Origin of the sequence: Acinetobacter lwoffii (genome assembly GCF_024129355.1) — a bacterium.
Lineage (GTDB): Bacteria > Pseudomonadota > Gammaproteobacteria > Pseudomonadales > Moraxellaceae > Acinetobacter > Acinetobacter lwoffii_I.
In genome coordinates this window covers 110,831-136,108 of sequence record NZ_JAMXXP010000004.1, presented here as the reverse complement: position 1 = coordinate 136,108, position 25,278 = coordinate 110,831, and the positions used below count along the sequence as shown (strand labels likewise).

General features: G+C 43.7%; 25 protein-coding genes and 1 pseudogene. 12 read left to right on the top strand and 14 right to left on the bottom strand.

Translation table 11 applies throughout. From position 1 onward, the window contains the following. Positions 1 to 10 precede the first annotated feature (10 nt). Positions 11 to 709, top strand: coding sequence for an urea ABC transporter ATP-binding subunit UrtE (gene urtE / locus NI468_RS04315; RefSeq protein ID WP_004729117.1), 699 nt, complete (start codon positions 11 to 13; stop codon positions 707 to 709). Positions 710 to 954: 245 nt separating this feature from the next. Here the strand turns inward: urtE and NI468_RS04310 are convergent, their stop codons facing one another. The 4 genes from NI468_RS04310 to NI468_RS04295 all read right to left on the bottom strand — a co-directional run bounded on the left by NI468_RS04310 (position 955) and on the right by NI468_RS04295 (position 3,942). Then, on the bottom strand, positions 955 to 1,662 hold the full coding sequence (locus NI468_RS04310; protein WP_004729120.1) for a phospholipase D family protein: 708 nt from the start codon (positions 1,660 to 1,662) through the stop codon (positions 955 to 957). A 66-nt stretch (positions 1,663 to 1,728) separates the two neighbouring features. Then, positions 1,729 to 2,451: a hypothetical protein gene (locus tag NI468_RS04305; protein ID WP_004647217.1), complete on the bottom strand. Its 723-nt coding sequence runs from the start codon at positions 2,449 to 2,451 to the stop codon at positions 1,729 to 1,731. A gap of 172 nt (positions 2,452 to 2,623) precedes the next feature. Then, positions 2,624 to 3,136, bottom strand: a complete 513-nt coding sequence (locus NI468_RS04300) for a GNAT family N-acetyltransferase (RefSeq protein WP_004647218.1) — start codon at positions 3,134 to 3,136, stop codon at positions 2,624 to 2,626. An 80-nt stretch (positions 3,137 to 3,216) separates the two neighbouring features. Next, positions 3,217 to 3,942 carry an outer membrane protein OmpK gene (locus tag NI468_RS04295; RefSeq protein WP_004647219.1) on the bottom strand — a complete coding sequence of 242 codons (726 nt, stop codon included), beginning with the start codon at positions 3,940 to 3,942 and terminating at the stop codon, positions 3,217 to 3,219. A gap of 1,007 nt (positions 3,943 to 4,949) precedes the next feature. Between NI468_RS04295 and NI468_RS04290 the strand changes: the two genes are divergently transcribed. From NI468_RS04290 to dsbD, 4 genes are all read left to right on the top strand, one after another. After that, positions 4,950 to 5,315 carry an HPF/RaiA family ribosome-associated protein gene (locus NI468_RS04290; RefSeq protein ID WP_004647220.1) on the top strand — a complete coding sequence of 122 codons (366 nt, stop codon included), beginning with the start codon at positions 4,950 to 4,952 and terminating at the stop codon, positions 5,313 to 5,315. Between the two features lie 127 nt (positions 5,316 to 5,442). Next, positions 5,443 to 5,985: an ankyrin repeat domain-containing protein gene (locus NI468_RS04285; protein ID WP_253100161.1), complete on the top strand. Its 543-nt coding sequence runs from the start codon at positions 5,443 to 5,445 to the stop codon at positions 5,983 to 5,985. A gap of 21 nt (positions 5,986 to 6,006) precedes the next feature. Next, the gene (locus tag NI468_RS04280) at positions 6,007 to 6,762 is read left to right on the top strand and encodes a transporter (RefSeq protein WP_253100158.1); all 756 of its coding nucleotides are present in this window, start codon (positions 6,007 to 6,009) and stop codon (positions 6,760 to 6,762) included. A 19-nt stretch (positions 6,763 to 6,781) separates the two neighbouring features. Continuing rightward, positions 6,782 to 8,623: a protein-disulfide reductase DsbD gene (dsbD, locus tag NI468_RS04275; protein ID WP_253100191.1), complete on the top strand. Its 1,842-nt coding sequence runs from the start codon at positions 6,782 to 6,784 to the stop codon at positions 8,621 to 8,623. A 28-nt stretch (positions 8,624 to 8,651) separates the two neighbouring features. Here dsbD and NI468_RS04270 read toward each other — a convergent pair whose 3' ends face one another. Then, on the bottom strand, positions 8,652 to 9,848 hold the full coding sequence (locus tag NI468_RS04270) for a GGDEF domain-containing protein (RefSeq protein ID WP_253100155.1): 1,197 nt from the start codon (positions 9,846 to 9,848) through the stop codon (positions 8,652 to 8,654). A gap of 340 nt (positions 9,849 to 10,188) precedes the next feature. Here NI468_RS04270 and NI468_RS04265 point away from each other — a divergent pair, with 340 nt between their 5' ends. Continuing rightward, positions 10,189 to 10,758, top strand: a complete 570-nt coding sequence (locus tag NI468_RS04265; RefSeq protein WP_004281290.1) for an FMN-dependent NADH-azoreductase — start codon at positions 10,189 to 10,191, stop codon at positions 10,756 to 10,758. A 62-nt stretch (positions 10,759 to 10,820) separates the two neighbouring features. Here NI468_RS04265 and NI468_RS04260 read toward each other — a convergent pair whose 3' ends face one another. Further along, positions 10,821 to 11,732 (bottom strand): alpha/beta hydrolase, encoded by a 912-nt coding sequence (locus tag NI468_RS04260; RefSeq protein WP_004729134.1) that lies wholly within the window; start codon positions 11,730 to 11,732, stop codon positions 10,821 to 10,823. Between the two features lie 156 nt (positions 11,733 to 11,888). Between NI468_RS04260 and NI468_RS04255 the strand changes: the two genes are divergently transcribed. Then, a complete protein-coding gene (locus NI468_RS04255) occupies positions 11,889 to 12,326 on the top strand; it encodes a DUF2147 domain-containing protein (RefSeq protein WP_005105342.1) in 438 nt (145 codons plus the stop codon). A 72-nt stretch (positions 12,327 to 12,398) separates the two neighbouring features. Here NI468_RS04255 and NI468_RS04250 read toward each other — a convergent pair whose 3' ends face one another. Both NI468_RS04250 and NI468_RS04245 read right to left on the bottom strand, forming a co-directional pair. Continuing rightward, a complete protein-coding gene (locus tag NI468_RS04250) occupies positions 12,399 to 12,749 on the bottom strand; it encodes a Spx/MgsR family RNA polymerase-binding regulatory protein (RefSeq protein ID WP_005105344.1) in 351 nt (116 codons plus the stop codon). Between the two features lie 473 nt (positions 12,750 to 13,222). Further along, positions 13,223 to 14,041, bottom strand: coding sequence for an exodeoxyribonuclease III (locus tag NI468_RS04245; protein ID WP_004281295.1), 819 nt, complete (start codon positions 14,039 to 14,041; stop codon positions 13,223 to 13,225). A 40-nt stretch (positions 14,042 to 14,081) separates the two neighbouring features. Here NI468_RS04245 and pyrE point away from each other — a divergent pair, with 40 nt between their 5' ends. After that, positions 14,082 to 14,732, top strand: a complete 651-nt coding sequence (pyrE, locus tag NI468_RS04240) for an orotate phosphoribosyltransferase (RefSeq protein WP_005267676.1) — start codon at positions 14,082 to 14,084, stop codon at positions 14,730 to 14,732. A 462-nt stretch (positions 14,733 to 15,194) separates the two neighbouring features. Here the strand turns inward: pyrE and NI468_RS04235 are convergent, their stop codons facing one another. Further along, on the bottom strand, positions 15,195 to 15,404 hold the full coding sequence (locus NI468_RS04235) for a cold-shock protein (protein WP_004281299.1): 210 nt from the start codon (positions 15,402 to 15,404) through the stop codon (positions 15,195 to 15,197). Between the two features lie 546 nt (positions 15,405 to 15,950). Between NI468_RS04235 and NI468_RS04230 the strand changes: the two genes are divergently transcribed. Continuing rightward, positions 15,951 to 16,283: a hypothetical protein gene (locus tag NI468_RS04230; RefSeq protein WP_253100152.1), complete on the top strand. Its 333-nt coding sequence runs from the start codon at positions 15,951 to 15,953 to the stop codon at positions 16,281 to 16,283. 171 nt (positions 16,284 to 16,454) lie between these two features. Here NI468_RS04230 and NI468_RS04225 read toward each other — a convergent pair whose 3' ends face one another. The 4 genes from NI468_RS04225 to NI468_RS04210 form a co-directional block, all read right to left on the bottom strand. Further along, a complete protein-coding gene (locus tag NI468_RS04225; RefSeq protein WP_253100149.1) occupies positions 16,455 to 17,402 on the bottom strand; it encodes a copper resistance protein B in 948 nt (315 codons plus the stop codon). Further along, positions 17,389 to 19,161, bottom strand: a complete 1,773-nt coding sequence (locus NI468_RS04220; protein WP_253100147.1) for a copper resistance system multicopper oxidase — start codon at positions 19,159 to 19,161, stop codon at positions 17,389 to 17,391. Before NI468_RS04220 ends, NI468_RS04225 begins: the two co-directional genes overlap by 14 nt. Positions 19,162 to 19,202: 41 nt before the next feature. Further along, a complete protein-coding gene (locus NI468_RS04215) occupies positions 19,203 to 19,625 on the bottom strand; it encodes a hypothetical protein (RefSeq protein WP_253100145.1) in 423 nt (140 codons plus the stop codon). 124 nt (positions 19,626 to 19,749) lie between these two features. Beyond that, positions 19,750 to 19,950: a DUF3565 domain-containing protein gene (locus NI468_RS04210; protein WP_005250311.1), complete on the bottom strand. Its 201-nt coding sequence runs from the start codon at positions 19,948 to 19,950 to the stop codon at positions 19,750 to 19,752. A 143-nt stretch (positions 19,951 to 20,093) separates the two neighbouring features. On the opposite strand from NI468_RS04210, the gene gshB reads away from it, so the two are divergent. Continuing rightward, a complete protein-coding gene (gene gshB, locus NI468_RS04205) occupies positions 20,094 to 21,044 on the top strand; it encodes a glutathione synthase (RefSeq protein WP_247143267.1) in 951 nt (316 codons plus the stop codon). A 50-nt stretch (positions 21,045 to 21,094) separates the two neighbouring features. Here the strand turns inward: gshB and NI468_RS04200 are convergent. After that, positions 21,095 to 22,294, bottom strand: a pseudogene (locus NI468_RS04200) (MFS transporter). A 424-nt stretch (positions 22,295 to 22,718) separates the two neighbouring features. Here NI468_RS04200 and murG point away from each other — a divergent pair. Then, positions 22,719 to 23,816: an undecaprenyldiphospho-muramoylpentapeptide beta-N-acetylglucosaminyltransferase gene (murG, locus tag NI468_RS04195; RefSeq protein ID WP_253100143.1), complete on the top strand. Its 1,098-nt coding sequence runs from the start codon at positions 22,719 to 22,721 to the stop codon at positions 23,814 to 23,816. Between the two features lie 12 nt (positions 23,817 to 23,828). After that, positions 23,829 to 25,277 (top strand): UDP-N-acetylmuramate--L-alanine ligase, encoded by a 1,449-nt coding sequence (murC, locus tag NI468_RS04190; protein WP_253100141.1) that lies wholly within the window; start codon positions 23,829 to 23,831, stop codon positions 25,275 to 25,277. The last annotated feature ends 1 nt before the right edge of the window (position 25,278 follow it).

Here is a 25,278-nt window from a genome sequence, read left to right as displayed (position 1 = left end):
GGAGACCGTGATGTTAGAAGTCAAAGACGTCAATCAATTTTATGGTGGCAGTCATATTTTACGTGATGTGTCGTTGACTGCACCTGTGGGTGAATGTTCGGTGGTGCTTGGACGCAATGGAGTGGGGAAAACCACGTTATTGAAATGTCTGATGGGTATTTTACCGATTAAATCCGGACAGATTTTGCTGGATGGCAAGGACATTTCGAAACTCAGTCCTGAACAACGTGTCCGTGCAGGTTTGGCTTATGTGCCCCAAGGTCGAGATATTTTTTCAACTTTAACCGTGGAGGAAAACATCCTCATTGGTATGGCGAAATTTAAAGGCGCAAAGACACGTAAAGTACCTGAGCATCTCTATGAAATTTTCCCTGTGTTGGATGAAATGAAGCACCGCCGCGGCGGAGATTTGTCTGGTGGGCAGCAGCAGCAGCTTGCCATTGCACGTGCACTTGCTTCTGAACCGCGTGTGCTGATTTTGGATGAACCGACTGAAGGTATTCAGCCATCCATTATTAAAGATATTGGTCGTGTGATTCGTAAGCTTGCCGATGGCGGTGAGATGGCAATTGTGCTGGTCGAACAATTCTATGACTTTGCTGAAGAACTTGCCGATGGATATACCGTGATGGCACGTGGGCAGGTTGTGGCGCAAGGTGTGGGCAGTGAAATGCCTGAGAAAGGTATTCGGGAGTTGGTGGCGATTTAAGGCTTTTAGCTCCTTCTCCTATGGGAGAAGGCGGGGGATGAGGGTTTATCTTTATTTACCTCTCCCTAATCCTCTCCTAGAAGGAGAGGGAAAAAGCCTCCCTAAGCAAGATATAAGCACTGCTTTATATCGAAGCGTAAGAAAGGGAGGTTTGGAGGGATTAAATTTTAAATCTCCTCTTACGAAGCAGAGCTTCTCATCTCTTAAAGAGAGAGGGGAATTTTCTTTTTTGAATAATGGAGGGATCAGATCTTCGTATTTTCATTCCATAAAAAATAGCCGCCGTACTGACTTGGAAGGTATTCACCACCGATGGATTTGCCTTGGTCAGTTAAAAAATGTTTACCCGTGTCATTCAACTTTAAAAAGCCTTTATCCACTAACTTTTCAAGTAAATCTGCTGTTTTAATTTTATATTTGGCAGCCAGTTTGGAGGTGGTCAATTTACTAAAGGCATTAGCTTCTTCATCAGTTTGACCTAAATCCTCAGTGTTCGGATTAGCTTTAACTTCATCTAAGCTAATCCGGACTTCTTCGCTAATCCGAATAATACGCTGCGCTTCTTCATAAGCATCTTTAAAGACGTCATCATCTTCATATTTACGTACTGAAATACCCATTTCATTGTTATTGACCTGGCTAAATTCATAGAGGTTTAAACTGGAAATAATACATTCCGATTCATTGAGATAGCACTTTGCATGCAGGTTTTTGCAGAAACTCAAACGGACATAGTCCAGTTTTTGAATCCATTTGATTTCTTCAGGATGCAAATCACTTTTGCCATAGACAATGCGAACATCAATTTTTAACCGGTCTTTGTCTTCTAATAATTCTTTAATACGGTCATTGAGACGCAAATACGGACTGATTAAAATTAAACGTTCTTTGGCATTTTTGATGAGTTCTTCTAAGAAAAAATTGGTTGCACTGGTATTTAGAAATTTAGCCATATTTTCCCTGTAATATTTTGAATATTATGTTTGTTATAGGGCAATAAGATATCGCTGAATCAGCAATCACTCAACCTTTAAATACATGCCATCCGCCGAGACATTATGTCCAAAACCGCAAGACATTGGATTGTTGCTATTCACCACAATCTGTTGTCCAATTTGAGCGTTAAACTGAAATTTCAAATCAATTTTGCAATCTTCTACGCTGTAATTGGCCTGAGCTTTATTCAGCGACATACGGGTTAAAAATTCTCCCATATTTGGTCCATAAATCAGACTGCGTAAACCCATATAGAGTCCATTAAACTCAATCTGGTAGGCATTCGAAGCCCGTTTAACTTCCATCGTATTCCACTGACCAAAACCTGCATAGCGGACATATTTTCCTGCAAAATTCTTCGGTTTTTCTGGTGCAGGTAACTGTTTTAGATTGAACTGGCTGGCTTTAGTATTCGGAAAAACGGAAAACCAGGCGCGTGCCCATTGCGGCTTTCCAAGCTTGGCATAACTTAAACCGACATTATTAAATGCCGTGGTGATATCACGCTCAGAAAAAGCTGTAACGCCGTCTTCTACATTCATCGCACAAAAAGATGACCAAGCGGCTTGTTGCTCAAATTGCGCTATAGCCTTTTGATATTGTTTTTGGTCGTAGAATTTCTTGCCATTATTTGCATAGCTTTGCACTTTGCTACAGCCTGAGCGGAGCTCTTTTTCAAAATCTGAATCAGCAAAAGTGTGCGCGCTTAAACCTAAAAGACCGATAGACAATAGAGATTTATACATAGTGTTATTCAGTATGATTTTGAGCTGAATAATACATAGCCGCTAGTATAAGTAAATAGAACTTGTGCTTATTAAACTGGATAACAACCAAATATCGTGATGACCAAATATTAAAAAGCTGAAAAGGAGTGTCCAGAAAGCAGTTCTGGAATAGCTTTAAACTAAGAATGAATCAAGCTCGATCCAGATTCAGTTGCAAGAGGACCAAATCACGCCATTGCCCAAACTTCTGTCCGACTTGCGGCATATAGGCAGTTTGAACGAAACCCAGTTTTTCATGCAGACGAATCGATGAGGTGTTTTCTGAATCAATCGCTGCGACCATGATATGCAATTTCTGTACTTGAGCCTGTTCAATTAAATACTGTAATAATTTAGAACCCAAACCTTGCCCTGCATAATCTGGATTTAAAAAGATGGAATGTTCTACCGTCTGTTGAAAGCCCTGAATACTACGAAACTGATCATAACAAGCATAGCCAGCAACGACTTGATTTCGCGTATCTTCAACCACAAAAACCGGGAAATTCTGATTTTTAAGCTGTTTAAACCAGATTTTGAAATAGTTCAGATCAAAGGCTGTTCTGTTCCAGGTCGCAGTACCATAAAGTACTTCCTGATTATAAATCTTGAGGATGGTTTCAAGATCATGTTCGGTCGCAGGTCGAATATCAAAATCAGGCATATTCTTGTTCTAGTAGAGGTGAGCTGAAATCACAGTTTAAAAAAAGCAGAACCGGAGTTCTGCTTTCGATCATACATCAATTAGAAATGATATTTCACAAGTGCGCTGACATTGTTTTCATCTTGATTTTTAAGACCAAACTTATTGTTCCACACTGAATGTTCAACACCGAGGTATAAACGGGTATCTGGAGAAATGTGTTTGCCCGCATTCCATTTCCACTGTGTAGTCCAGTTTAACTCGCTTGCTTGAGCGTCTTTTTCAGCAGTTGACCAATCAAGGAAGCCATCTACAAGAAAATCTTCAGCACCCAGTTTAAATGGCACACCATAGGTAAGCGTCATTTGATAATCGTCTTTATTGCCAAACACTTTTTCATTGTTTGCACGATAAAGATTTAAGCTTGCATATTGAAAGTATGGGATATCAAGGTCAAAGCCCACGCCATATAGGAAGTTATCAGCATTATCTGAACCTTCCCACGTTGTTGAAATAAGCACATCTTTCACTGGACCAAAGGCAAGTTTTTGGCCTGTAACTTCGCTTAAGCTTAAACGTGGTGATAACTCAAAGTACGTACTTTTAACATCATCGCCACCGCGCAGACGATCCATAAAGAAGAATACATCTGCATATTTAACTTTTGCAGCATATTCAACAGTTAAAGTAGTTTGCTGATCGTCTACAACTTCATAGTTTTCGCCATAAAGACCTGTAACGCTAAAGTCCTGCCAAACTGGTTTTGCTTGAGCAAATGCTGCAGTTGAAGCCAATGCACAAAGTGCCGTAAGTTGTGTAAATTTCATTTAAATCTATCCCCCCGAGAAAGCAGAATAAGCATACAGATTAATAAGTAAAAATAAAGTTAAAAGTGATCGCTGACTTAAATATATTTCAGCCCCCATGAGTTGAATGAAGACGATCATCTTCCTCAGTTTTCATTGCCTTTCGCTGATACTTCTCTAAATTATTATTTTTTAAATAAAGTTGAATATGTAGTGCCTTAAAAGACTGAATGTATAACTAAAAATATAAAATCACTTCAATTTACGATGATTAACTTACAAAATCAGTAAAAAATAGGGGGGGATATACATATTGTTTAGTAATTAATTTGGGCCTGAGGCTGAACAGCTTTGTTCTGTTTATGTAATGAGGTTAGTTTGAAAATCTCAAATGACCGTCGTTTTATAAGCCTGTTCTCAGCCTCTTCAAGTGAGATTGAACGGTCTTATATTTCAATAAAAAATTATTTTGCAGGTTGTTATTTTAAAATGACGAAAGAGTATTTTTCCCGGTTATGCAAAAGCAACTAAATAATGATAAAGCAAATGATCTATTCAGGACTGTAAGGCTGACTAGGCGCTGATCTTATAAGATAAATTATTAGGTAAAAGTGAGCTAATTTCGATAAAAAATACTTTTAATTCCTCCTTTTTTAGGTTTCCTAGTCGAGTGTTATTTAAGCGATTTATCGGTCTGGCTAAAAAATTATTTCAAATTAAATCATGTGAAAGGTTGTGAAATTTCCGTTTGAAAAATCCTGTATTTTTGAGCTGAGTAAGCAGTTGTCACAATGGATTATTCTTTTGCTAAAAAACCAAAATATCACTTGCATATTTCCAAGATACAGCCGATATTCAAGATATAAGGACACGATTCTGCAGACTCAAAAATGTGTTCATCATTCAAAATGGAGGGTGTGATTCCAATCATTTGAAGAAGTGAAATCCGATGCGAAACAGCAAGCTACAAACGTGCCAAGATAAAAAATTTTGCACTCAAAAGTTACAAAGATTGAGGATGGTAATATATGAATATTGAACTTCGTACCGATAACCACATTCAGAATAGTGATCGTTTAATTACTTATGTACGGGAAGAATTAAATCAAGAATTCCAGCGCCACAGCGAACGTATTACCCATTTTTCAGTCCATCTTAGTGATGAAAATGGCGCCAAAGGCGGCGATGACGATATTCGTTGTATGATTGAAGCGCGTCCTGCAGGCTTGAAACCTGTCGTAGTCAATCATCGTGGCCATAATGTCGATACTGCGATCCATGGTGCAATTGACCGACTAAAACGTAGTCTGGAACATGTGATCGAGAAAAAAGACAATGTTCGTCCTGGTGCTCTCGAACTAGCAGACACAGATACTGCGGATATCGAAGACTAAGCCGAACCGATTTGAAAAAGCCCTGCGGGGCTTTTTTCGTATTAAACAAAAATATAGTTATGAGAAGCACAACAAATCCTGCTTTATTCGGCATAATAGTCGAAAACGAATCAAAGTGAGCTCCATCATGTTAACTGCGCAACAACAGCTTTTTGTGCAATCACTCGAAGAATTAAATCTGGACCAGGTTAAACAGCTGCTGGCAGATGGACTCAACCCGAATTTTATTGATCATGACAAAGGCCCGGTGATTTCGGTCTGGTCAGATGGCCTGTTCAAATGGTGGGAAGAGGTGTGTGAACTGTATGAAGCCGGTACACCACTTTCAGAAGATGAGAAACAGGCACGTTTGGCGGTACATTTACAGATTCTGGAAGAACTGATCCAGGCCAAAGTGAATCTGCATCTGTGGGATGCAGAAGAAATTTATGGCCCGCTCTGGGATGCCGCGAGTGCCGCATGTGCACCGGCTGTACAGCGTTTACTGGATGAAAAAGTCGATCCAAATAGCAAAGATGAAGATGGCATGACTATTTTATCTTCAATTAGTGATCTATTCTTTGATTGTGATTTTGATGAAATCAACTGGTCAGAAGCTTTAGACGAAGAAAAACAGACGCTAGAACTGCTTCGCAAGCATGGCGCAAAAATGACCAAAGAACTCAGTTAAATTTTAATAAAGAGCTCCAACATGACAACATTAAAAACCTTGGGTTTGATTGCACTGGCCGGTTGTAGTGCACAGCTTTTCGCAGCAGATTTTGAATTTGATCGACCAGGTGAGGGTCTGAGTACTGGAATTACTCCAGTCGGAAATGTCGCTTGGGAGCAAGGCTTGCCTACAGCGCGTTATAGCAAGTCGGGCGATCAGACCGTGACCACACTCAGTGCAGATATGTTGTTACGTACCGGACTCAGTGATGATCTGGAATTGCGTTTAGGTTGGGCTGGCCCGACCTGGACCCAAGTGAAATCCAATGGCCAGACCGAAGAAGATGATGGTCTGGGCGATGTTAGTATTGGTCTGAAAAAGGCCATTGATTTGGATGATGACAAACTCAGTATGGCTTTGCTGGCCGAAGCCATCATTGCAACAGGCAATGCCGGTTTCACTAATGAAGAAGATATTTACAGCTTGGGTTCTGTCGTGTCGTATCAATATAATGACTTGGTCAGTACCGCATTGACCATGCGTTATGAATGGCAGGACAGCAACTGGGCAGTGTCTGCGATTCCTTCTCTAGGCTACCGCATTACTGATCGCTGGTCAGGTTATTCTGAACTGATTTACCGTAAAGCTGAAAGTGTCGATAATCAATACGCGCTCGGTACCGGGGTTATGTATGCCTTAAACGACCGTGTCCAATTGGATGCGAATGTCGGTGTAGATCTGGATGGTGCAGATCGAAGTTACTTCTCAGGCCTAGGTTTCTCTGTGCTGTTCTAAGTTATTCAACTCACAGATGATGAAATACTCGCAGTTCCCGACCTGGGGGAAAATGCTTGCCCTGGTTATTTTGGGAAGCACCTTGTTCAGCAGTCCTGCTCAGGCGGAAACTGCATTGTTGTCTGCCGAGCAGGCTTTTCCTGTGAGCGTGATCTCCACCAGTCAGCAGCAGGCTGAACTGAGTTGGCAGATTCCAGACAACTATTATCTGTATCAGCATAAAATTGAAGTCCGGCAGGGCAACCAGCCGGTGTCGTTTGAGTTGCCACCCGCTGAAGATTTGTATGATGATAACTATGGACATACCCAGGTTTATTATCAGCAGTTAAAGTTTCAGATCCCGACTCAGGCGGGGCGATCCTATCAGGTCAGTTGGCAGGGTTGTGCCAAAGACCGGATCTGTTATCCGCCACAAACCATTCAGTTCAAGACCGATTTGTCCGGTCTGGTGCAATTCGAAGCTGCCGGATCAGGAACAAAGCGTTTACTCGATCTGAATACTTCATCACTGCAACACAATACCCTGTTTAATACAGCAGATTCCTCAGAATCTACAGCAAATGAAATCTCTGCATCAGCCAACACACAAACTGAACCCTATGCAGCACAAGACCAGAAATGGTCAGCCCAACTGCTTGAACGCTCTTTGGGCTATGGGCTTTTGCTGTTCTTTGGCTTAGGCATTTTACTGGCTTTTACACCGTGTTCCTTGCCGATGTTGCCGATTCTGACCTCGCTGATTGTACGAGATAGTAAAGGCCTGAAAGCCTGGATGATTGCACTGACTTTTGTCAGCAGTATGGCTACTGTCTATGCGGTACTCGGCTTAATTGCGTCTTCAGCTGGTCTGAATTTTCAGCGCTGGTTGCAGCAACCGGGAACCCTGATCGCATTTAGCATCCTGTTTGTCCTGTTTGCCCTGAATCTGTTTGGCCTGTTTGAAATCAAACTGCCGCAACGTCTGGTTCATCGTCTGGATCGGGCACAGGCCATGCAGCAGGGAGGCAGTCTGGTCAGTGCCGGTGTCATGGGCATGATTTCGGCGCTTCTGGTGGGGCCATGCATGACCGCACCGCTGGCAGGCGCATTATTGTTTATTTCCCAGACGCAAAGTCAGTGGCAGGGAGCTTTACTGCTGTTTACTTTAGGTTTTGGGATGGGCACGCCTTTATTGCTGGCCAGTATTCTGGGTGCACGGATTCTGCCTAAAGCCGGGCACTGGATGAATCAGATCAAAGTGCTCTTTGCCTTTATCATGCTGGCGCTAGCGCTGTATTTTATTCGCCCACTGATTTCAGAAGCCGCTTTACAGTGGTTATCCTTAGCTTTGGGCATGACCTTCGTGGCTTATGTGCTGTTCCGGATTTTCTGGCATCGCACTGGTCTAAGATGGCTGTATATCCTGTGTCTGGTACTGGCCGTGCCTTATATTGCTTATAGCCAATATCAGCATAGTCAGCGGTTTTTTGTGGAGCAGGTGAGTACAGAAGCCAAGTGGCATGTGGCACGTAGTGCAGCAGAATTTCAGCAGATTTTGGACAGGGCACCACAAGGGCAAAAGATTATTATTGATGTCTACGCCGACTGGTGTGTTGCCTGTCAGCCGATCGAACATCGTATTTTAAAATCTGCAGCGGTACAGCAGGCGCTTGCGCCATATTTCCTGATCAAGCTGGATTTAAGCCAATATAATGTCTCTCATCAAGCGCTGTTAAACCAATGGGAAATTCTCGGGCCGCCGACGTATTTATTCTTGAATGCGCAGCAGCAGGAAATTAGGGGTTTACGTTTAACCGGTGCTTTTAGCGAGGCAGAATTGCTGGCACAGCTGCAAGCACTGGCTCAAAGTGAAAATCCATAATTTAGTTCTTAAAAAAAGCTGAACCCGTTTAAGAAACCTGCATCTGTGCTGGAACCGCTTCAGCATAGGCTTTGACCAGATTACGCCCACCGGCTTTGGCTTGATAAAGTGCCTGATCGGCCTGACTCAATAATTGTTGTGGGCGTAATTCCGCGCTAGAAATGGCAATCCCGAAACTAGCGGTCACTGGAATCAGCTCACCCTCATCACTGAAAATCTGCAATTGCTGAATGGCGATGCGACAGCGTTCAGCCACTTGCTCGGCTTTTTCCAGACTGGTATTTTTAAGCACCAAAATAAATTCTTCCCCGCCAAAACGGCCGACCACATCACTTTCGCGCAATTGCTGGTTCAGTACAGCACTCACTTCAACTAAGGTTTCATCGCCCTTATGATGGCCATAGTGATCATTAATTTTCTTGAAATGATCCAGATCTAATAGCACTAAAGCATAATTGGGAGTGGCTGCGGCATTCAGTTTATCCAGACATTGGTTGATACTACGGCGGTTAAACAGATTGGTGAGCGGATCAATCTGACTCAGTTGTTTGATCAGCTGCTCACGATGCCGCCATTGACTGAGCAGAATCTCGAATAAGACCATACAGACGGCCAGAATTGGCAAAATGAAATACAGCATCGATAACAGCCAGAAACCATTATAGAAAAGCTTGTCATCGATATTAAATAGCGGTGAATAAGGCAATTGATGACTGAAACTTAAATAGGCACATCCGCCTAGGAAAATTGACGCTGGAATCAGCATGCTATAAACCAGCGTGCGATGGAGCAGCACCAGTCCCACCATAATTAAACAGACATAGGAGGTCGTGGCCACAGGGCTGATCACGCCGACAATATAGGCATCCCGGCATAGCGAAACCACAAAGGTGCCGACTGCCAGATAGGGTAGATAACGTTCCACCAGACGGTTGCCCTGAAATTTATAACAAGGATAAATCAGTAAGGCTAAAATCAATAAAAAACTGCCGTTCAGCACGACTTGTGAATGAACCCGTTCAATCTGTACATATTGCCAATACTCAGGATTGAATAAAACAAAGAGATCCCAGCCGAGCCAGGTCAGATGTACACCGCATCCCAAAGTCAGCATCAGGATGCATTTCTTCAGGATACGCCAGTTCATCACGACTTCATCTTCGACCAGATATTTCTTGATTCTGTGTCTTAGCACTTTTTCTAATACAGGCGATATTCGCTTCATGGTCCCGGTCTGACTTTAATTGTTATGGCAGATTTTTTAAGACTTATTGGATATTTATAGCTTTATTTACACAAGATAACATAAGTTTGAATGCTTGATAAACAACAATATTTAAAACATTTTTGTGATTTAGTTGATATCTGATCTGCTCATTCTTTGCCTATAGCATAAGTGATCTAGGCTATACCAAAGGGTTCTCATCAAAATTAAAGAGGTTAAGAGGCATACAGTTTTGTTCTAAATTCAGGATGATGTGTTTTATTTGTGCTAATTATTTCAATATGGTCAATCGTTAAAATGGCTGCATTGTTAGAAACAACCAAAGATAAAGAGCGAAGCCATGAAAGTTTTACAGATTGATTCCAGTATTTTAGGAGATGCTTCTATTTCGCGTCAGTTGACTCAGGCCGTGGTGGAACAATTGCAGCAAAAATATGCTGAGGCCATTGAAGTTGAGTACCTGGATCTGGCAGCACAGCCTATTCCCCATCTTACTGCCGAAATTTTAATGGGGCAGAATGCAGAACAGACGGCATTGGGCGAGGAAATTTTAGATCAATATTTACAGGCTGATGTCGTGGTGATTGGTGCAGCGATGTATAACTTCGGTTTGCCATCGACCTTAAAAGCCTGGATTGACCGGATCTGTGTCGCGGGACGTACCTTTAAATATACCGAACAAGGTCCTGTGGGTCTGGCGGGCAATAAAAAAGTGTATATCGCCAGCAGCCGTGGTGGTGTCTATGGCGAGCAAAGCCCGGCTGATTTTCAGGAGGCTTTCCTGAAAACCGTGTTTAACTTTACCGGTGTGAATGATATCGAAGTGATTCGTGCTGAAGGAGTGAACATGGGCGAAGCGGTTAAAGCCCAAGCATTGCAAACTGCATTGCAGCAAGTTCAGGCCATTTAAAACCTAAAACCTCTTTTCAAAGGGTCAGCTACGGCTGACCTTTTTTATATGCTAAATCATGCTTAATCTCGGTCCAGACGATGGGCAAATTCTGCAAGATCGGTCAGCGCCTGTTTGGCTTCATCGAACCAGGCACTGAACATCTGGAAGTTGTGCCACATGCCGGTATAGAGTTTAAATTCGACCTCGACACCCGCCTGTTCCGCTTTTTCTTTAAAACGACTAGCATCATCCAGCAGAATTTCCTTGGAACCTACCTGAATATGAATCGGTGGCAAGCCGGCTAAATCGGCAAAAAAAGGAGAAACTTCCGGATCACCACGATCAATCGAACGCGGCACATAATATTCAATCCCGGTTTGAACCGTTTCCAGAGACAGCAGGGCATCATGCTTCTGGTTATAACGTAAAGATTCACTGGTCAACGTTAAATCCAGCAGTGGAGACAGCAGAATCAGACCGCTGACCTGTGGCAGACTTTCCTGCTGTATTTTGAGTGCCAGCGCCAAGGCCAGATTGGCACCGCAAGAATCGCCGGACAGAATAATATCTTTGGCCTGAACACCTTGATCCAGTAGCAGATTATAGACATCAAACAAGGCTTCCAACGCTTCTGGATAGGCAGATTCGGGTGATAGCGGATAATCGACATGCAGCACCTGCATCTGGGTTCGAGCCGCAATTTGAGTCATAAAGGCACGATGGGTATTTAAAGAACCTAAGTAAAATGCGCCGCCATGAATATGAAAAATCAGCTGGGTCGATTCCTGCTGCGGCTTAATTTCTTCCGCGCGCAGTCCGGCCAATCGAAGCGAGCGAATCTGTACCGTTTTATCCTGAGGGAAAAGTTTGCACATCTGTTCCAGAGCAATGCGCATTGAACTCGGTGGAAGACTGAATCTGCTCGGGGCACGAATGGCCGTTTTTAAAAAGCTTTCTGTAATTAATTGTTTCGTTAGCGGGCTTATCTTCATCTTCCTTCCATCTTTTTGTGCTTTTATTGATCGTGTAGATTATTTACCAACCATATTTACAAGGTTACACTAAATAGTCACACCTAAAAATTGAAAAATTGTTGTGACTTTTTAATACTACATGGGTCTATTTTCAGACTAAGGAAATGAAGAAAAATGAAAAAAATAGCGCTTACGTTAGGACTACTAGGCTTATCTGCATTGGCGAATGCCGCGGATCCTTTAAATGGCACGGTATGGAAAACCATTGATGATAAAACCAAGCAGCCTAAGGCCATGGTTAAATTCACTGAACAAAAGAACGGCACTTTGTCAGCCAGTATTCAGTCTGTGTTAACTCCAGGTGAAGAAAATGCCTGCAAGAAATGTGAAGGTCCATATCACAACAAATCTCTGAAAGGCCTGACCATTGTTAAAGGTCTAAAAAATGCTGGCGGGACTAGCTATGACAGCGGTTCGATCCTGGATCCGCAATCCGGTAAAACCTATAAGTTGAAAGGCCAGCTGGCAGACGGTGGCAAGAAACTTGAGCTACGTGGTTTCATCGGTGTAGCGGCATTGGGTCGTAACCAGACTTGGATTCGTGCCAACTAATTTATTTTAAGCAGATATACAAAAGCCTGATCGATGTCAGGCTTTTTTATGAGTGTTATTCAATACAAGATATTAGTGGGCTAAGCTACGATAAGCTGTTTCATCAAAACCGGCAATAAATCCTGTAGAGGTTGCCAAGATTGGACGTTTGATTAAACTGGTATGGGTGGTTAATGCATTAATTAAGGCATTTTCACTTGACAGGGTGGCCTGTTGCTCTTCTTCACTGAGTTTACGCCAGGTAGTGCCTTTCTTGTTCAGAACCACGTCCTGACCCAAGGCATCCAGCCAGGTTTTGACGGTTTCAGCATCGATGCCCTGTTTTTTATAATCATGAAATTCATAACTCAGACCTTGCTCCGTCAGCAGATCAAAGGCTTTTTTCATCGAACTACAATTTTTAATTCCGTAAATTTTTAACATAGCTGCCATCTAAAAAATTTAAATCATGAACTAGCTTAACCAAATTGGCAGCAGCAAACCATGCAAAAGCAAATGAAAAAAAAGAAAAAATTTTAAATACCAGAAAAGTCATGTCATCAAAATGACATCAAGCAGCTTTAACATGAGCAGCAAGAAAAAGAACAATCTAAATAATAAGAAAAATAAAAATTTGGGAATAATAGAAATAGAAAACCCGCATTTAATCATCCTGATCATGCGGGTCTCAATCCAACGTCCAATGTCACATCCATGCAAAACAAGCTAAATCTATAGTCTGTTTTATTTTCGTCCTACGGCGTCCTGTCCTTATGTTGTCGTCCTGACATGTCCTTGTGCCGTAACGCTATAATGCTATGTTATTACATTAAGATAAACCCAAAAAATACGTCATGTCATGTAAGAGATAAGCCTTAATTGAGTGAACGTATGTTCACTCAATTAAATAATGAAGATTATAGTTTGTAGTCGATGATCACGGGGGCATGGTCGCTAAACCATTGTTCTTTATAGACCCAGGCATTAACGGTACGCTCTTTCCAGTCCGGAGAGCAGGCATGATAATCAATCCGCCAACCAACATTCTTGGCACGCGCCTGACCACGGTTTGACCACCAGGAATACAGCTCGGCTTCTTTACGCACTTCACGGAAAGTATCGACATAACCAAGCTCATCGTAGATATGATCCAGCCAGGCACGTTCATGCGGCAAGCAACCCGAGGCTTTCTGGTTACCCGACCAGTTTTTAATATCAATACGTTTATGCACGATATTATAGTCACCGCAGACAATCACCGATTTATTTTCATCGCGCCACTGTTTCAGAATTTTTGCGTATTCTTCCAGAAAGTGATCTTTACGTGCTTGCGCTTCATCGCCTGATGAACCCGAAGGCAGATACAGGGAACAGATCTGTACAGTTTGATCTAAACCCAAGTCAAATTCAGCGGCAATAAAACGGCCTTGTGAATCGGCCAGTTCAAAACCCAGGCCATCAGTTAAAGATACAAAAGGCAGACGGCTATAAATGGCCGTACCGGCATAACCCGGACGCTCGGCAGGAAACAGGTGCGTGTACCAGCCTTCAGGCTTGAATTTGTCCGTCCACTGCGCATGCGTGATCCGGCTTTCCTGCATGCAAATCACGTCGGCATCAGACTGTTCCATCCATTCCAATAGGCCTTTGGTGACAGATGAACGTAAGCCGTTGACATTAATTGAAACGACGCGAAGAATTTTTTGATCACCTGGATAGCTACTCTTTGGTATCATGCGCAAGTCTTACCTTAATTAATGGATTTAGGAGCACCTCATGTCAACGCCAGCTCAGTTTAACCCGCAAGCTTTTATCGAACTCGCATTATCACGCGGTGTGCTTAAATTTGGTGAGTTTACTTTAAAATCGGGGCGTGTGAGTCCCTATTTTTTTAATGCGGGTCTGTTGAATGATGGTGAAGCCTTGACCCTGCTGGCTTCTGGCTATGCAGCGAAACTGACTGAATGTGACCATGTTGAAGTGATTTTTGGCCCTGCCTATAAAGGCATTCCTTTTGTGGCAGCAACTGCTGTGGCTCTGTCGCAAAATCATGGGGTAAGTGTGCCGTGGGGTTTTAATCGCAAAGAAGCCAAAGATCATGGCGAGGGTGGCGTATTGGTTGGTGCTTCTGTAGAAGGTAAAAAAGTCTGGATCATTGATGACGTAATTACGGCAGGCACAGCGATTCGTGAAGTCGTGACCATCCTGAAAAATGCCGGTGCCCAAATTGCCGGTGTACTTGTGGCGCTTGATCGTCAGGAGAAAGGTCAGGGTGATTTATCTGCCATTCAGGAAGTGCAGCAAGAGCTTGAGATTCCTGTACATGCCTTAATTACCATGAAAGATTTAATGGACTATCTGGAAGCGAAAGGCGACCTAGAAGCTTTGGCGAAAATGGAAGATTACCGTGTTAAATACGGGATCTAAGCCTGGATTGGCATAGAAAAGGAAGCTTAAGCTTCCTTTTTTTATAGATGCTCGATTTTCTAAGTATTTGAAATTTATTATCTCTGTCTATTCTTGTAAGCATTCGCTTACATCAATTCCAGCACTTTGCGGCTGTTTTGAATAGTGGAAATTTCCTATGATGGCTTTAACAGGAACAGGAGGTTCCACACAAGAATAACAATAGATAAATACAAGGAAAGTAAGGTACGACAGGAGTTATACTAAGCGAACCCATACGGAAAACCCCTGGCAGATGCCAGGGGTTTTTCATTTCTATTTCTTTATAGAGCAACGCTTACAACAGCAATGATTCAGAACATGATTCTTAAAAATTCACTGTTAATGAGCTAAATAGAGGAGTAGAAAACCTTTCACCAAAATTATGAATCTTCAGAGCTAAAAAAAGCACCTGAAGGTGCTTTTTCTTATTGCTGTGCTAAATTATAGCGCAACGATATTGATCGCATTTGGACCTTTTTGACCATCAACCACGCTAAAAGAAACGCGCTGACCTTCAAACAAAGTTTTGAAACCAGAACTGCTGATTTCTTTAAAGTGTGCAAAAACGTCAGGACCTGATTCTTGTTGAATAAAACCAAAACCTTTAGTTTCGTTAAACCATTTTACTGTACCGGTAACTGTAGTAGACATAATATAACCTGTTAAATTTTAATAATTTTAGTCATGCAAATGACTATGGATAACTTGGAAAAACAACAAGAATTGAAATAAAGATCTGAAAAAACTGAGGATTATAAATAATACTGCGGCACTTAAAGAAGCTTAACTAAACAACGCTTTTTTCTAGTTAAAGACAGCATAGCCTAAATCAGAAAATATTCAAGTTTTTTATATTTATTATTTATTTTTCTTATAAAAGTAGCTCAATTCTTGTTTTTTAAAGCATTTCAAGCTGATTCGCTTGAGCTTTATCATTTGCATTTAAGCTTTAGCGAAGCTAAACAATAAATACACGTTGTGTTTGTGTTACTTTATGTTAATCAAAATCGTTCAGTACCCAGCAAGATTTTACTAAGTCAGTGTATTTTATAACTTTGGGTAAATTAGTATTTGTAGTTTTAAGATAGTTATCGTCATTGTTTGTGTATAAAAATCCACCTATATTAAAATTCAATTGGAAAAATTAACTATAAGAATTTCTTGATTTTAATTTAAAACCAAATACGAGTGAGTCTCATGGATTACTGGAACAGTGTGTTACTTATATCCATCATCACCATGGTTGGACTGGCCATGATCATCCTGTTCGTCGGATGTAAAATGTGGAAGAACTTGGTGGTCACTTTACTGATTGCCACCTTGATTGGATTTCTGATTGTATGTGGGATCAATTTTGTTTTTGGTGATCGGCTTCAATTTTTGTGGGGTGCCCCTGAGACTGGCGATAGCAATTTTATGCTGGAAATGGGATTGATGAGCCTGTTAATTGGCGGCGTGAGTACCTTTATCATTATGTTAGGCACTTTGGTGGCTAAAAGTAACAGTAGAAATCAAGGCGATGAAGACTAGTTTTTTGCAAAATAACAAGTGTCTTAATGAGCGGGAAAGTACAGAAAAGCATTGCATGTACAGTTCATAGGCTTAAAAAATCTTTCTCAGCCAAATGTATAGTGCCATAGCGCTACGAGGCATGAATGGCGCTTCATATCCCGTAGCTGCATAATTTTCTGTATCAAAAATTTAGAACATCATTTTCAGACCTGCACCATAGATCCAGCCTTTTTCAGAATCAGAGCTTTGCTGCCAGGCTGTCTGTTTGTTGCCTTTACTATATTCATAACCCACTTCCAGATAAGGCATGAGCTTTTTGCTCAGTTCATAGCGTGTTTCCAGGCCCAAGGTTGCATGACTAAGACCAGTTTTTTTCGCATTCGCTGCCTGATCATTCAGGATGACATCCAGTTCGACAAAGGGTTGCATAATCAGTTTCTGAGTCAGTAACAGGTCACGCTCTGTTTCCAGTTTTAATCCGACAAAGTCATCTTCACCGACATAGAGATGAGCATCCGTTTCGAAAAAGTAGGGGGCCAAGCCATGCAGGCCAAATACCGTATCGAAACGCTCGTTCTGCTGTTGTGTAGCAGGCTCGGCTAAATTTTCCTGTCGATAGCGCACCCCGGTCTGCACATCCCAGAAATCGGAAATATTTCGGCTATACAGCACTTTGGCATCATATTCGGCCTGATGCGATTCATGTTTGTCGGCTTCTAGCTTGAGGAAGATTTTATTTTCATCCGTGCCAATTCTGGCTTGGTTCTTGGACTTGAATGCCCCATTTCCCTCTGAACTATGCTGCCATTTCTGGTCCAGAATAATCTGGCTATAAATCTGTGCACCATGTTCTTTACGATGATCATGTTCGCTGGCAGAACTGACTGAATTTTGTGGTGTGCTCAGTGCATGCTGTTGATGCAATAACTTTGGTGGCGGTTGATAGGATGCGGCATCTGCAGTTTCAGTATGCTGTGCGTGGTTATCAGCCATGTTTTGCATGGCATGATGCCCGCTATGATGCTGATGTTCATTATGACCCGTATGCTCGCTAGAAGCTGCCGCAAAAATACTCAGACTGCTTAGGGTAAGTGCACTGCTGAGCACTGACTTTACCAAAAGATTAGTGATGTGCATGGCTTTCTCCTTGAACAGCTGCTGGCTTTGATGGCATTTTTTGTGAAGAAGGGTGAGATGCTTGATCTTCGTCAACCTGTGCCACAATCAGCTTGTTCATCATACCGGCACTCATGTGATAGAGCAGATGGCAGTGAATTGCCCATTCTCCCAGTTCGTCTGCTGTGAGCAGGGTAGTCACCGTTTTCCCGGGCGGCACAATCACAGTGTGTTTATTTGGCATATTTGCAGCAGACTGACCATTTTCCAGCTGCATAAACATGCCATGCAAATGCATCGGATGGGCCATCATGCTGTCATTGATAAATTTCAGCCGGATCCGCTCGCCATATTTCACCTGAAGTGGTTCGGCATCACTGAATTTTTTACCGTTAACGGTCCAGATGTAGCGCTCCATGGTTCCACCCAGACGAATCACCAGTTCACGTTCTGCTGCGCGGGTATCAGGTTGCGGTGTCAGAGCTTTGAGGTCTTGATATTGCAAGGCTTTGTGCCCTGCAGGCGTAGACATATTGGCCCAGCCCTCAACAGGCTGATGAGGCTGATTGGTTCCAGACATGGCATTATGACTTGCATGCATGTCGTGCTGGGCATGCCCATCATGTTTAGGCGTACCAGTTGCAGATTGAGTGGTCTGACTGCTGTGTGTGTCATGTGACATGTCATGCTGTTCGCCATGTCCCATATCTTCCATGGTCAATAAGGCACGAGGGCGCGGTGTCGGTAATTGAACCGGAGCCGAGGCTTTAATTGAATCAGTTGCCTGATGCAGACTGCCAATGGCAAAGCCTGAGCGGTCGATCGATTCCGCTTCAATCTGGTAATGCGCTGCAGTGGGTTCCACAATCACATCATAGGTTTCAGCGGTTCCGATCCGGAATTCATCTACAGCGACTGGCTGTACAGCTTGTCCATCGGCGCTGACCACGGTCATTTTCAGCTGAGGAATACGCACATCGAAAAACGACATGGCAGAAGCATTGATGAAACGCAGGCGGACTTTTTCATTGGGCTGGAACTGGCCACTCCAGTTTTGTTGCGGCGTTTTTCCATTGACCAGAAAGGTATAACCGGTAACATCAGATAGGTCGGTTTTCAGCATACGCATCTGGTTCCACATCTTGCGGTCTGTCCAGGTGGCCTTGAGGCCGTCACGTTTCACCTGCTTAAATACATCGCCCACGGTTTCACGCTGGTTCTGATAATATTCGGCCGATTTTTTTAAATTGTTCTGAATCTGCTGGCCGCTTTGTTCGTGAAAATCTGACAGCATCACCACATAATCCCGCTCGGTTTGTTCATGTGGAGGTAGTAATGTCTGTGCTTTGGGGCGAATCACCAATGCGCCATAGAGGCCGTCCTGTTCCTGACCTTTGGAATGTGCGTGATACCAGTAGGTGCCGTTTTGACGAACCTTGAAGCGATAAGTAAAAGACTGCTTCGGTTTGATCCCCTGAAAACCGTTAAATCCGGGCACACCATCCATCAGCCCAGGCAGGAGGAGGCCATGCCAGTGCAGCGAGGTATCCTGATTGTTCAGGTTGTTTTGTACATGAATGACTGCATCATCACCTTCTTCAAATTCCAGCAAGGGTGCAGGGAATTTTCCGTTTACAGTGATACGCTTGACCGTCTTTCCGGTGAGATTGATCGGGCTTTCATCAATGACCAGATGATATTCTTTTACGGCTGCAAACAGGGTAGACGACCAGATGAGACCGAAGCCCAGACACAGGCTTTGACTGATTTTAAGCAACATAACTTAATCCTTAATGAATAAAAAAATTTAAAAATTCAGGATCAAGCTTTGGGTGGGCGCAGGATTTCTTGCCAGTAACCGGCAAGGTGCTGGGCATGGTAAGTAGGGAGGAGGGTTTTTTCCGGATAACCGTGATCAGGCACGCTTAACTCGGGCGTTGTAATGGGCAGGCTGGTGACCAAGTTCTGACAGGCCATAGTGCCACAATCCAGACAATCTGATGACTGCTGGGTGCTGTCACTGACACAGTCCGGCTGAATCAGTTCCTGATCTTGATGATGATCAGTCTTATGCAGCGAGTGAGAAGCAGAGGGTTTTGTCATTTCCAGACAATGAGGATTCGTTTTTTCAGACGGCATAACCAGATGCATGGTGTTTGCAGATGCGACAGACACACTGCTCCAGCCTATGGCAAAAACCACAAGCATCACCAACCAGATCTGTTTGACGAGCCGTATGAGCAAAAGTACACCCTGAAAAAATGCGCTTCATGTTTGAGCAATAAAAGCATAAACGCAGTAACTCAAATTAGCAAATTCTGGACAAGATTATTTTTTAGGTCACCTACATACTACTTTTTTCATAGGTTCAGGTTTCAGTTTCGCACTTTTCGCATTTTCTACAGTCTAGCAGCATCCCGAGTTTTTCTTTACGTCCTTGCTCGGTCATCACCCATGGGCGATTTTGCCAGGGCGGGGTATGCCGCACATGCTGGCCATGTCCGCAGGCCAGTTCTGCAACCCAATGCTGTTCCTCATCCAGGTGAAAACCGATAATGGCCTGTTGCATGGCATACCTCCCTTGAGCTCAAATTGCCTGAGCATCTATCTAAAAACCTATACAAAATAAGTCATGCAAAATCACCATAAACAAAAGAATCCACACAAGCTATACTCCTTGCCAAGTCATTTTTTGAAAAAGAGCAGAGACACATGCGCGTACTTGTTGTGATGGATCCCATTGAAAATGTAAACCTGAAGAAAGACTCGACCATGGCCATGCTGTGGGCAGCAGCACGTCGCGGGCATGAACTCGGTTATGCATTGCAGCAAGATTTATATATCGATCAGGGCAAGGCCTTTGGTCTGATCGCGCCGTTACAGGTATTTGAAGACTACGACCATTATTATGAACTTGGCGAAAAACAAAAAGAGTCGATCGCTGCTTATGACGTTGTCTTGATGCGTAAAGATCCGCCTTTTGATATGAACTTCGTCTATACCACTTATATTCTGGAGCAGGCAGAGCGCGAAGGGGCATGGATCATCAACAAACCGCAAAGCCTGCGTGACTGTAATGAAAAACTGTTCGCGACCCAGTTCCCGCATCTGCAAGTTCCGACCTTGGTGACTTCACAGCAAAGCCTGATCCGTGAATTTCTCAAAGAACAGGTCGATGTGATTGTAAAACCGCTGGATGGTATGGGTGGCACCGGGATTTTCCGTCTGTATCAGGACGGGATCAATATCGGTTCAACCATTGAAATACTGACCAATAATGGTACCCAGCCGATTATGGCGCAGCGTTATATTCCGGAAATTGTCGAAGGCGATAAACGCATCCTGATGATTAATGGCGAGCCAGTGCCATATTGTCTGGCCCGTATTCCGCAAAATGGTGAAGTGCGCGGTAATCTGGCCGCAGGTGGCCTAGGCGAGGCACGCCCCCTGACTGAAAATGACAAAGCCATTGCGGCAAAAGTAGGGCCGTTTCTCAGAGAAAAAGGTCTGGTCTTTGTAGGGCTGGATGTGATCGGAAATTATGTCACGGAAATTAATGTGACCAGTCCAACCTGTATCCGTGAAATTGATACGCAGTTTGGCATCTCGATTGCGGATGATCTGTTTGCCGTGCTGGAAGCTGGTCAGGCCAATCAGGTTTAAAGGCAAAATCAGGTGAAAGAAGAGTCTGCTTGCAGGCTCTTTTTACCTTTTTATTTCGGGTAACGCTTAAATAAATATGCCGTCATTACCATGCCCAGCATCGAAAGGCAGACGGTGATAATGGCAAGATTGGCCCAGTATTGGGTGGCAGATATCAGCGCAGCGCTCAGGGTCGGTATAAAAAACTGTGCGCAGGCTGAAATTTGTAAAACCAGACCCACACTGGCCGCTGCTGCATAGGCGCGTGGCGCATAGTGCAGGGTAATCGCAAAAACAGTGGTCGGGATCATCCCGCCAATCAGTGAAAACAGCACGGCACTGACAACCTGCAATTCAAATGAGAGCTAGGAATTTGCGGCAAATACCAGACAACTGCTACAGAGCATTGCCACAAATCCGGTACTCAATAAGGTGTGCGGTCTATAACCCTGTTGCAGCAACATGCCTGCGCCAAAAGTGCCCCCAGATTGGCCAGCACGACCATCGAGACCAGCATCCCTGCACGTTTTAAGTCCAGCCCCTGTTCAACATACAGTGTAGGCAGGAAGCCCGTGACAGTAATCCATTGACTGGTATAACAGGCGAAAATAATCGCCAGACAGATAATGGGAGGATGGGTCAGGGTAATTTTAACAATCTGCCAGAATGAGGTATTTCCGTAGTTGCCTGGGAAAAGTCGGGCTGTGTTATCAGGACAGGTTCAATATTTAAATATTGTTTGATCATGCCAGCAATGATAAGGCACAGGCAGCCCAAAATGGCCCAGATCGTTTGCCAGTCCAGATATTCAAGCAGGAGAGGAATCATCAATACGGCCAGACTGACACCGATGCCCATATAGGAACTCCAGAGTCCCATCTTGAAATTCAGGGTTTCAGCGCGGCTGGTACGTTTTAAAATTGCTGGCGCACACAAGGATATGGTTAAAAACCCGATTCCTTCCATAAAACGCAATACATATAAAGTGGCAGGCTGCGTAATCCAAAGCCCGGCAAGACTGCTCAGCCCTAAAATGATTAAGGCCATGATCAGGCAGCGCTTTAATCCCATTTTTTCCGAGAAGGCGCCAATGCATAGCGCAAACAGCATTCCGGCAGCCTGCACCACGCTAATGAAAAACCAGCCTGAGTAAAATTCAGGTTTAAATCCTGCTGCAACACAGGAATCACGGCCGAAAGTTTGCCGACATGGATCGCAGCCAGATAACCGGCCAAGATAATCCATACATCACGACATGATATTTTTGACATCTATCCGAATTGAGTCCATTTAAAGCATCTGCTTGTACATCAAGCATCATTCATATAGAGATATGAATAACATGAAAGTTTTATAAAATTTATAGGATTTAAGCCTAAGCTCATTAGTCGATAATAGGACATGGATTGACCGGGAGTGAGCTGTAAATGGTTCTAAATAAAGCCCTGTCCGTGGCAAGATTATTGATAATATAATGAGAAAATCATTTAAAATTGCTATGATATGTCACTTAAGTCGAAGGTAAAGTGCAGATCTTATAAATAAAACGAGTCTAAACTTGGAATTTGCATGAAAAAAACAATTAAAGCCTTGTTGAAATAAAGTAAATAAACTTTCATGGCCTGAGGTTTGTGATTACAATTGATTACTTAAATCAGATTTCCTGCTCCATTTTTTGAATTGAAGAATTAGACCGTGACCGACGCTCAGCAAAAACAGCCTAAACATGTCATGATGATGGCCGCAGGTACAGGTGGACATGTGTTTCCAGCGTTAGCTGTTGCCAAAGATTTACAACAACAAGGTATACAGGTCTCCTGGTTGGCCACACCCGCAGGCATGGAAAACCGTCTATTAAAAAACCAGAATATTCCCATTTATCAGATTGATATTCAGGGTGTACGGGGCAATGGTTTTGTACGTAAAGCCTTGGCCCCTTTTAAAATTATGAAAGCAACCCTGAGCGCCATGAAGTTCATGAAACAGCTCAAGGTCGATGCCGTCGCCGGCTTTGGTGGTTATGTAGCCGGGCCGGGTGGTCTGGCTGCGCGTATTTTAGGTATTCCGGTGCTGATCCATGAGCAGAATGCAGTCGCCGGTTTTACCAATACCCAATTGTCGCGTGTGGCAAAAACAGTGTGCCAGGCTTTCCCGAATACTTTTCCGGCCCAGGAAAAAATCGTCACCACCGGCAATCCGGTACGACAGGAAATTAGCGAAATTTTAAATCCGTCCTGGCGTTATCAGCAGCGTGACAAGGCTGGATTGTCTTTACGTATTCTGATCGTTGGCGGGTCCTTGGGGGCGCAAGCCTTAAATGAACGGGTTCCGGAAGCCTTAAAGCAACTGAATGTACCTTTAAATGTCTATCATCAGTGTGGGCAAAATCATGCCGAGGCGACACGGGCACGTTATGAAAATGCACCGGCCAATCTGCAAGTTGAAGTCCAGCCCTTTATTGAAGATATGGCCAACGCCTATTCTGATGCCGATCTGGTGATTTGCCGTGCCGGTGCATTGACCGTGACTGAAATTGCCACTGCCGGGGTCGCTGCGATTTTTGTGCCGCTGCCAAGTGCGGTCGATGATCACCAGACGGCCAATGCCGGTTTCCTGGCCAATATCAATGCGGCAAAGATTTGCCCGCAGGCCACTATGACCCCGGAAAGTTTAACAACATTATTAGAGCCGATGCTGAATCGCCAGCTGTTAATGGAAATGGCCGTGAAAGCACGCCGACAGGCTCAACCCGATGCGACTCAACATGTGGTCCGTTTAATTCAAGAATTGTAATCCGAGTAAACTATGTCTCCAACAACCCCAGCTGAACAAGCGAAAAAGTTAATTAAAGTGCCGGAAATGCGCCGTATCAAACACATTCATTTTGTGGGGATCGGTGGTGCAGGCATGTGTGGTATTGCGGAAGTGCTGAAAAACCAGGGCTATAAAGTTTCCGGTTCAGATATTAAGGCATCCAATACCACCGCACAGCTGGAAGCGAATGGCATTAAAGTCTATATCGGACATACTGCAAATAATATTAAGGGCGCCAACGTGATCGTGGTCTCTACCGCGATTGATAAAGAAAATCCGGAAATTAAAACCGCGATTGAAAACCGTATTCCTGTGGTTCGCCGTGCGGAAATGCTGGGTGAACTGATGCGTTACCGTCATGGAATTGCCGTTGCCGGCACGCATGGCAAAACCACGACCACCAGTCTGATCACCTGTATGCTGGCTGAAGAAAACATGGATCCAACCTATGTGATCGGTGGTTTGCTGAACCGTACCGGTATGAACGCAGCCTTGGGCGCCAGCCGCTATATCGTGGCCGAAGCCGATGAGTCAGATGCTTCTTTCCTGCACCTGGAACCGATGGCTGCTGTGGTAACCAATATTGATGCCGATCATATGGATACCTATGGCGGTAGCTTCGATGTCCTGAAAGATACTTTTATCCAGTTCCTGCAAAAACTGCCATTTTACGGCTTGGCTGTAGTCTGTGGTGATGATGCCAATATCCGTGAAATCATGCCGCGGATTGCACGTCCGTTACTGACTTATGGCTTCAATGAGGACAATGACATCCGCGCAGTAGATGTTGATCAGGATGGCATGCAAACCCACTTTACCGTATTGCGTAAAGAGCGTGAGCCATTGCGTGTAACGGTCAACCAGCCAGGTTTGCATAATGTGCTGAATGCCTTGGCCGCGATTGGTATAGCAACCGATGAAGGTGTGTCTGATGCTTCAATCTGCCGTGCACTGGAAGGTTTCAGTGGTGTGGGTCGTCGCTTTGAGGTTCAGGGTGAGTTTGCGATTGAGGGCGGTGACGTGAAACTGGTGGATGACTATGGTCATCATCCAAAAGAAGTCGAAGCGACGATTAAAGCTGCGCGTCAGAGTCATCCGGACCGTCGTCTGGTAATGATGTTCCAGCCACACCGTTATAGCCGTACCCGTGACTGTTTTGATGATTTTGTGGAAGTACTTTCTACTGTAGACCAGTTATTGTTATTGGATGTTTATCCTGCCGGTGAAAAACCGATTGTAGGGGCGGACAGCCGTACTTTAGCCCGCAGCATTCGTTTACGTGGCGAAGTTGAGCCAATTCTGGTCGATGCGGTGGACGGTAATCTGAATCAGATCATGAGAAAAGTATTGCAAGCAAATGACTTGTTATTAACCCAAGGCGCAGGTAATGTTGGAGCAATCTCAGTCGAACTTGCGCAAAATCACTTATATATAAAATAGT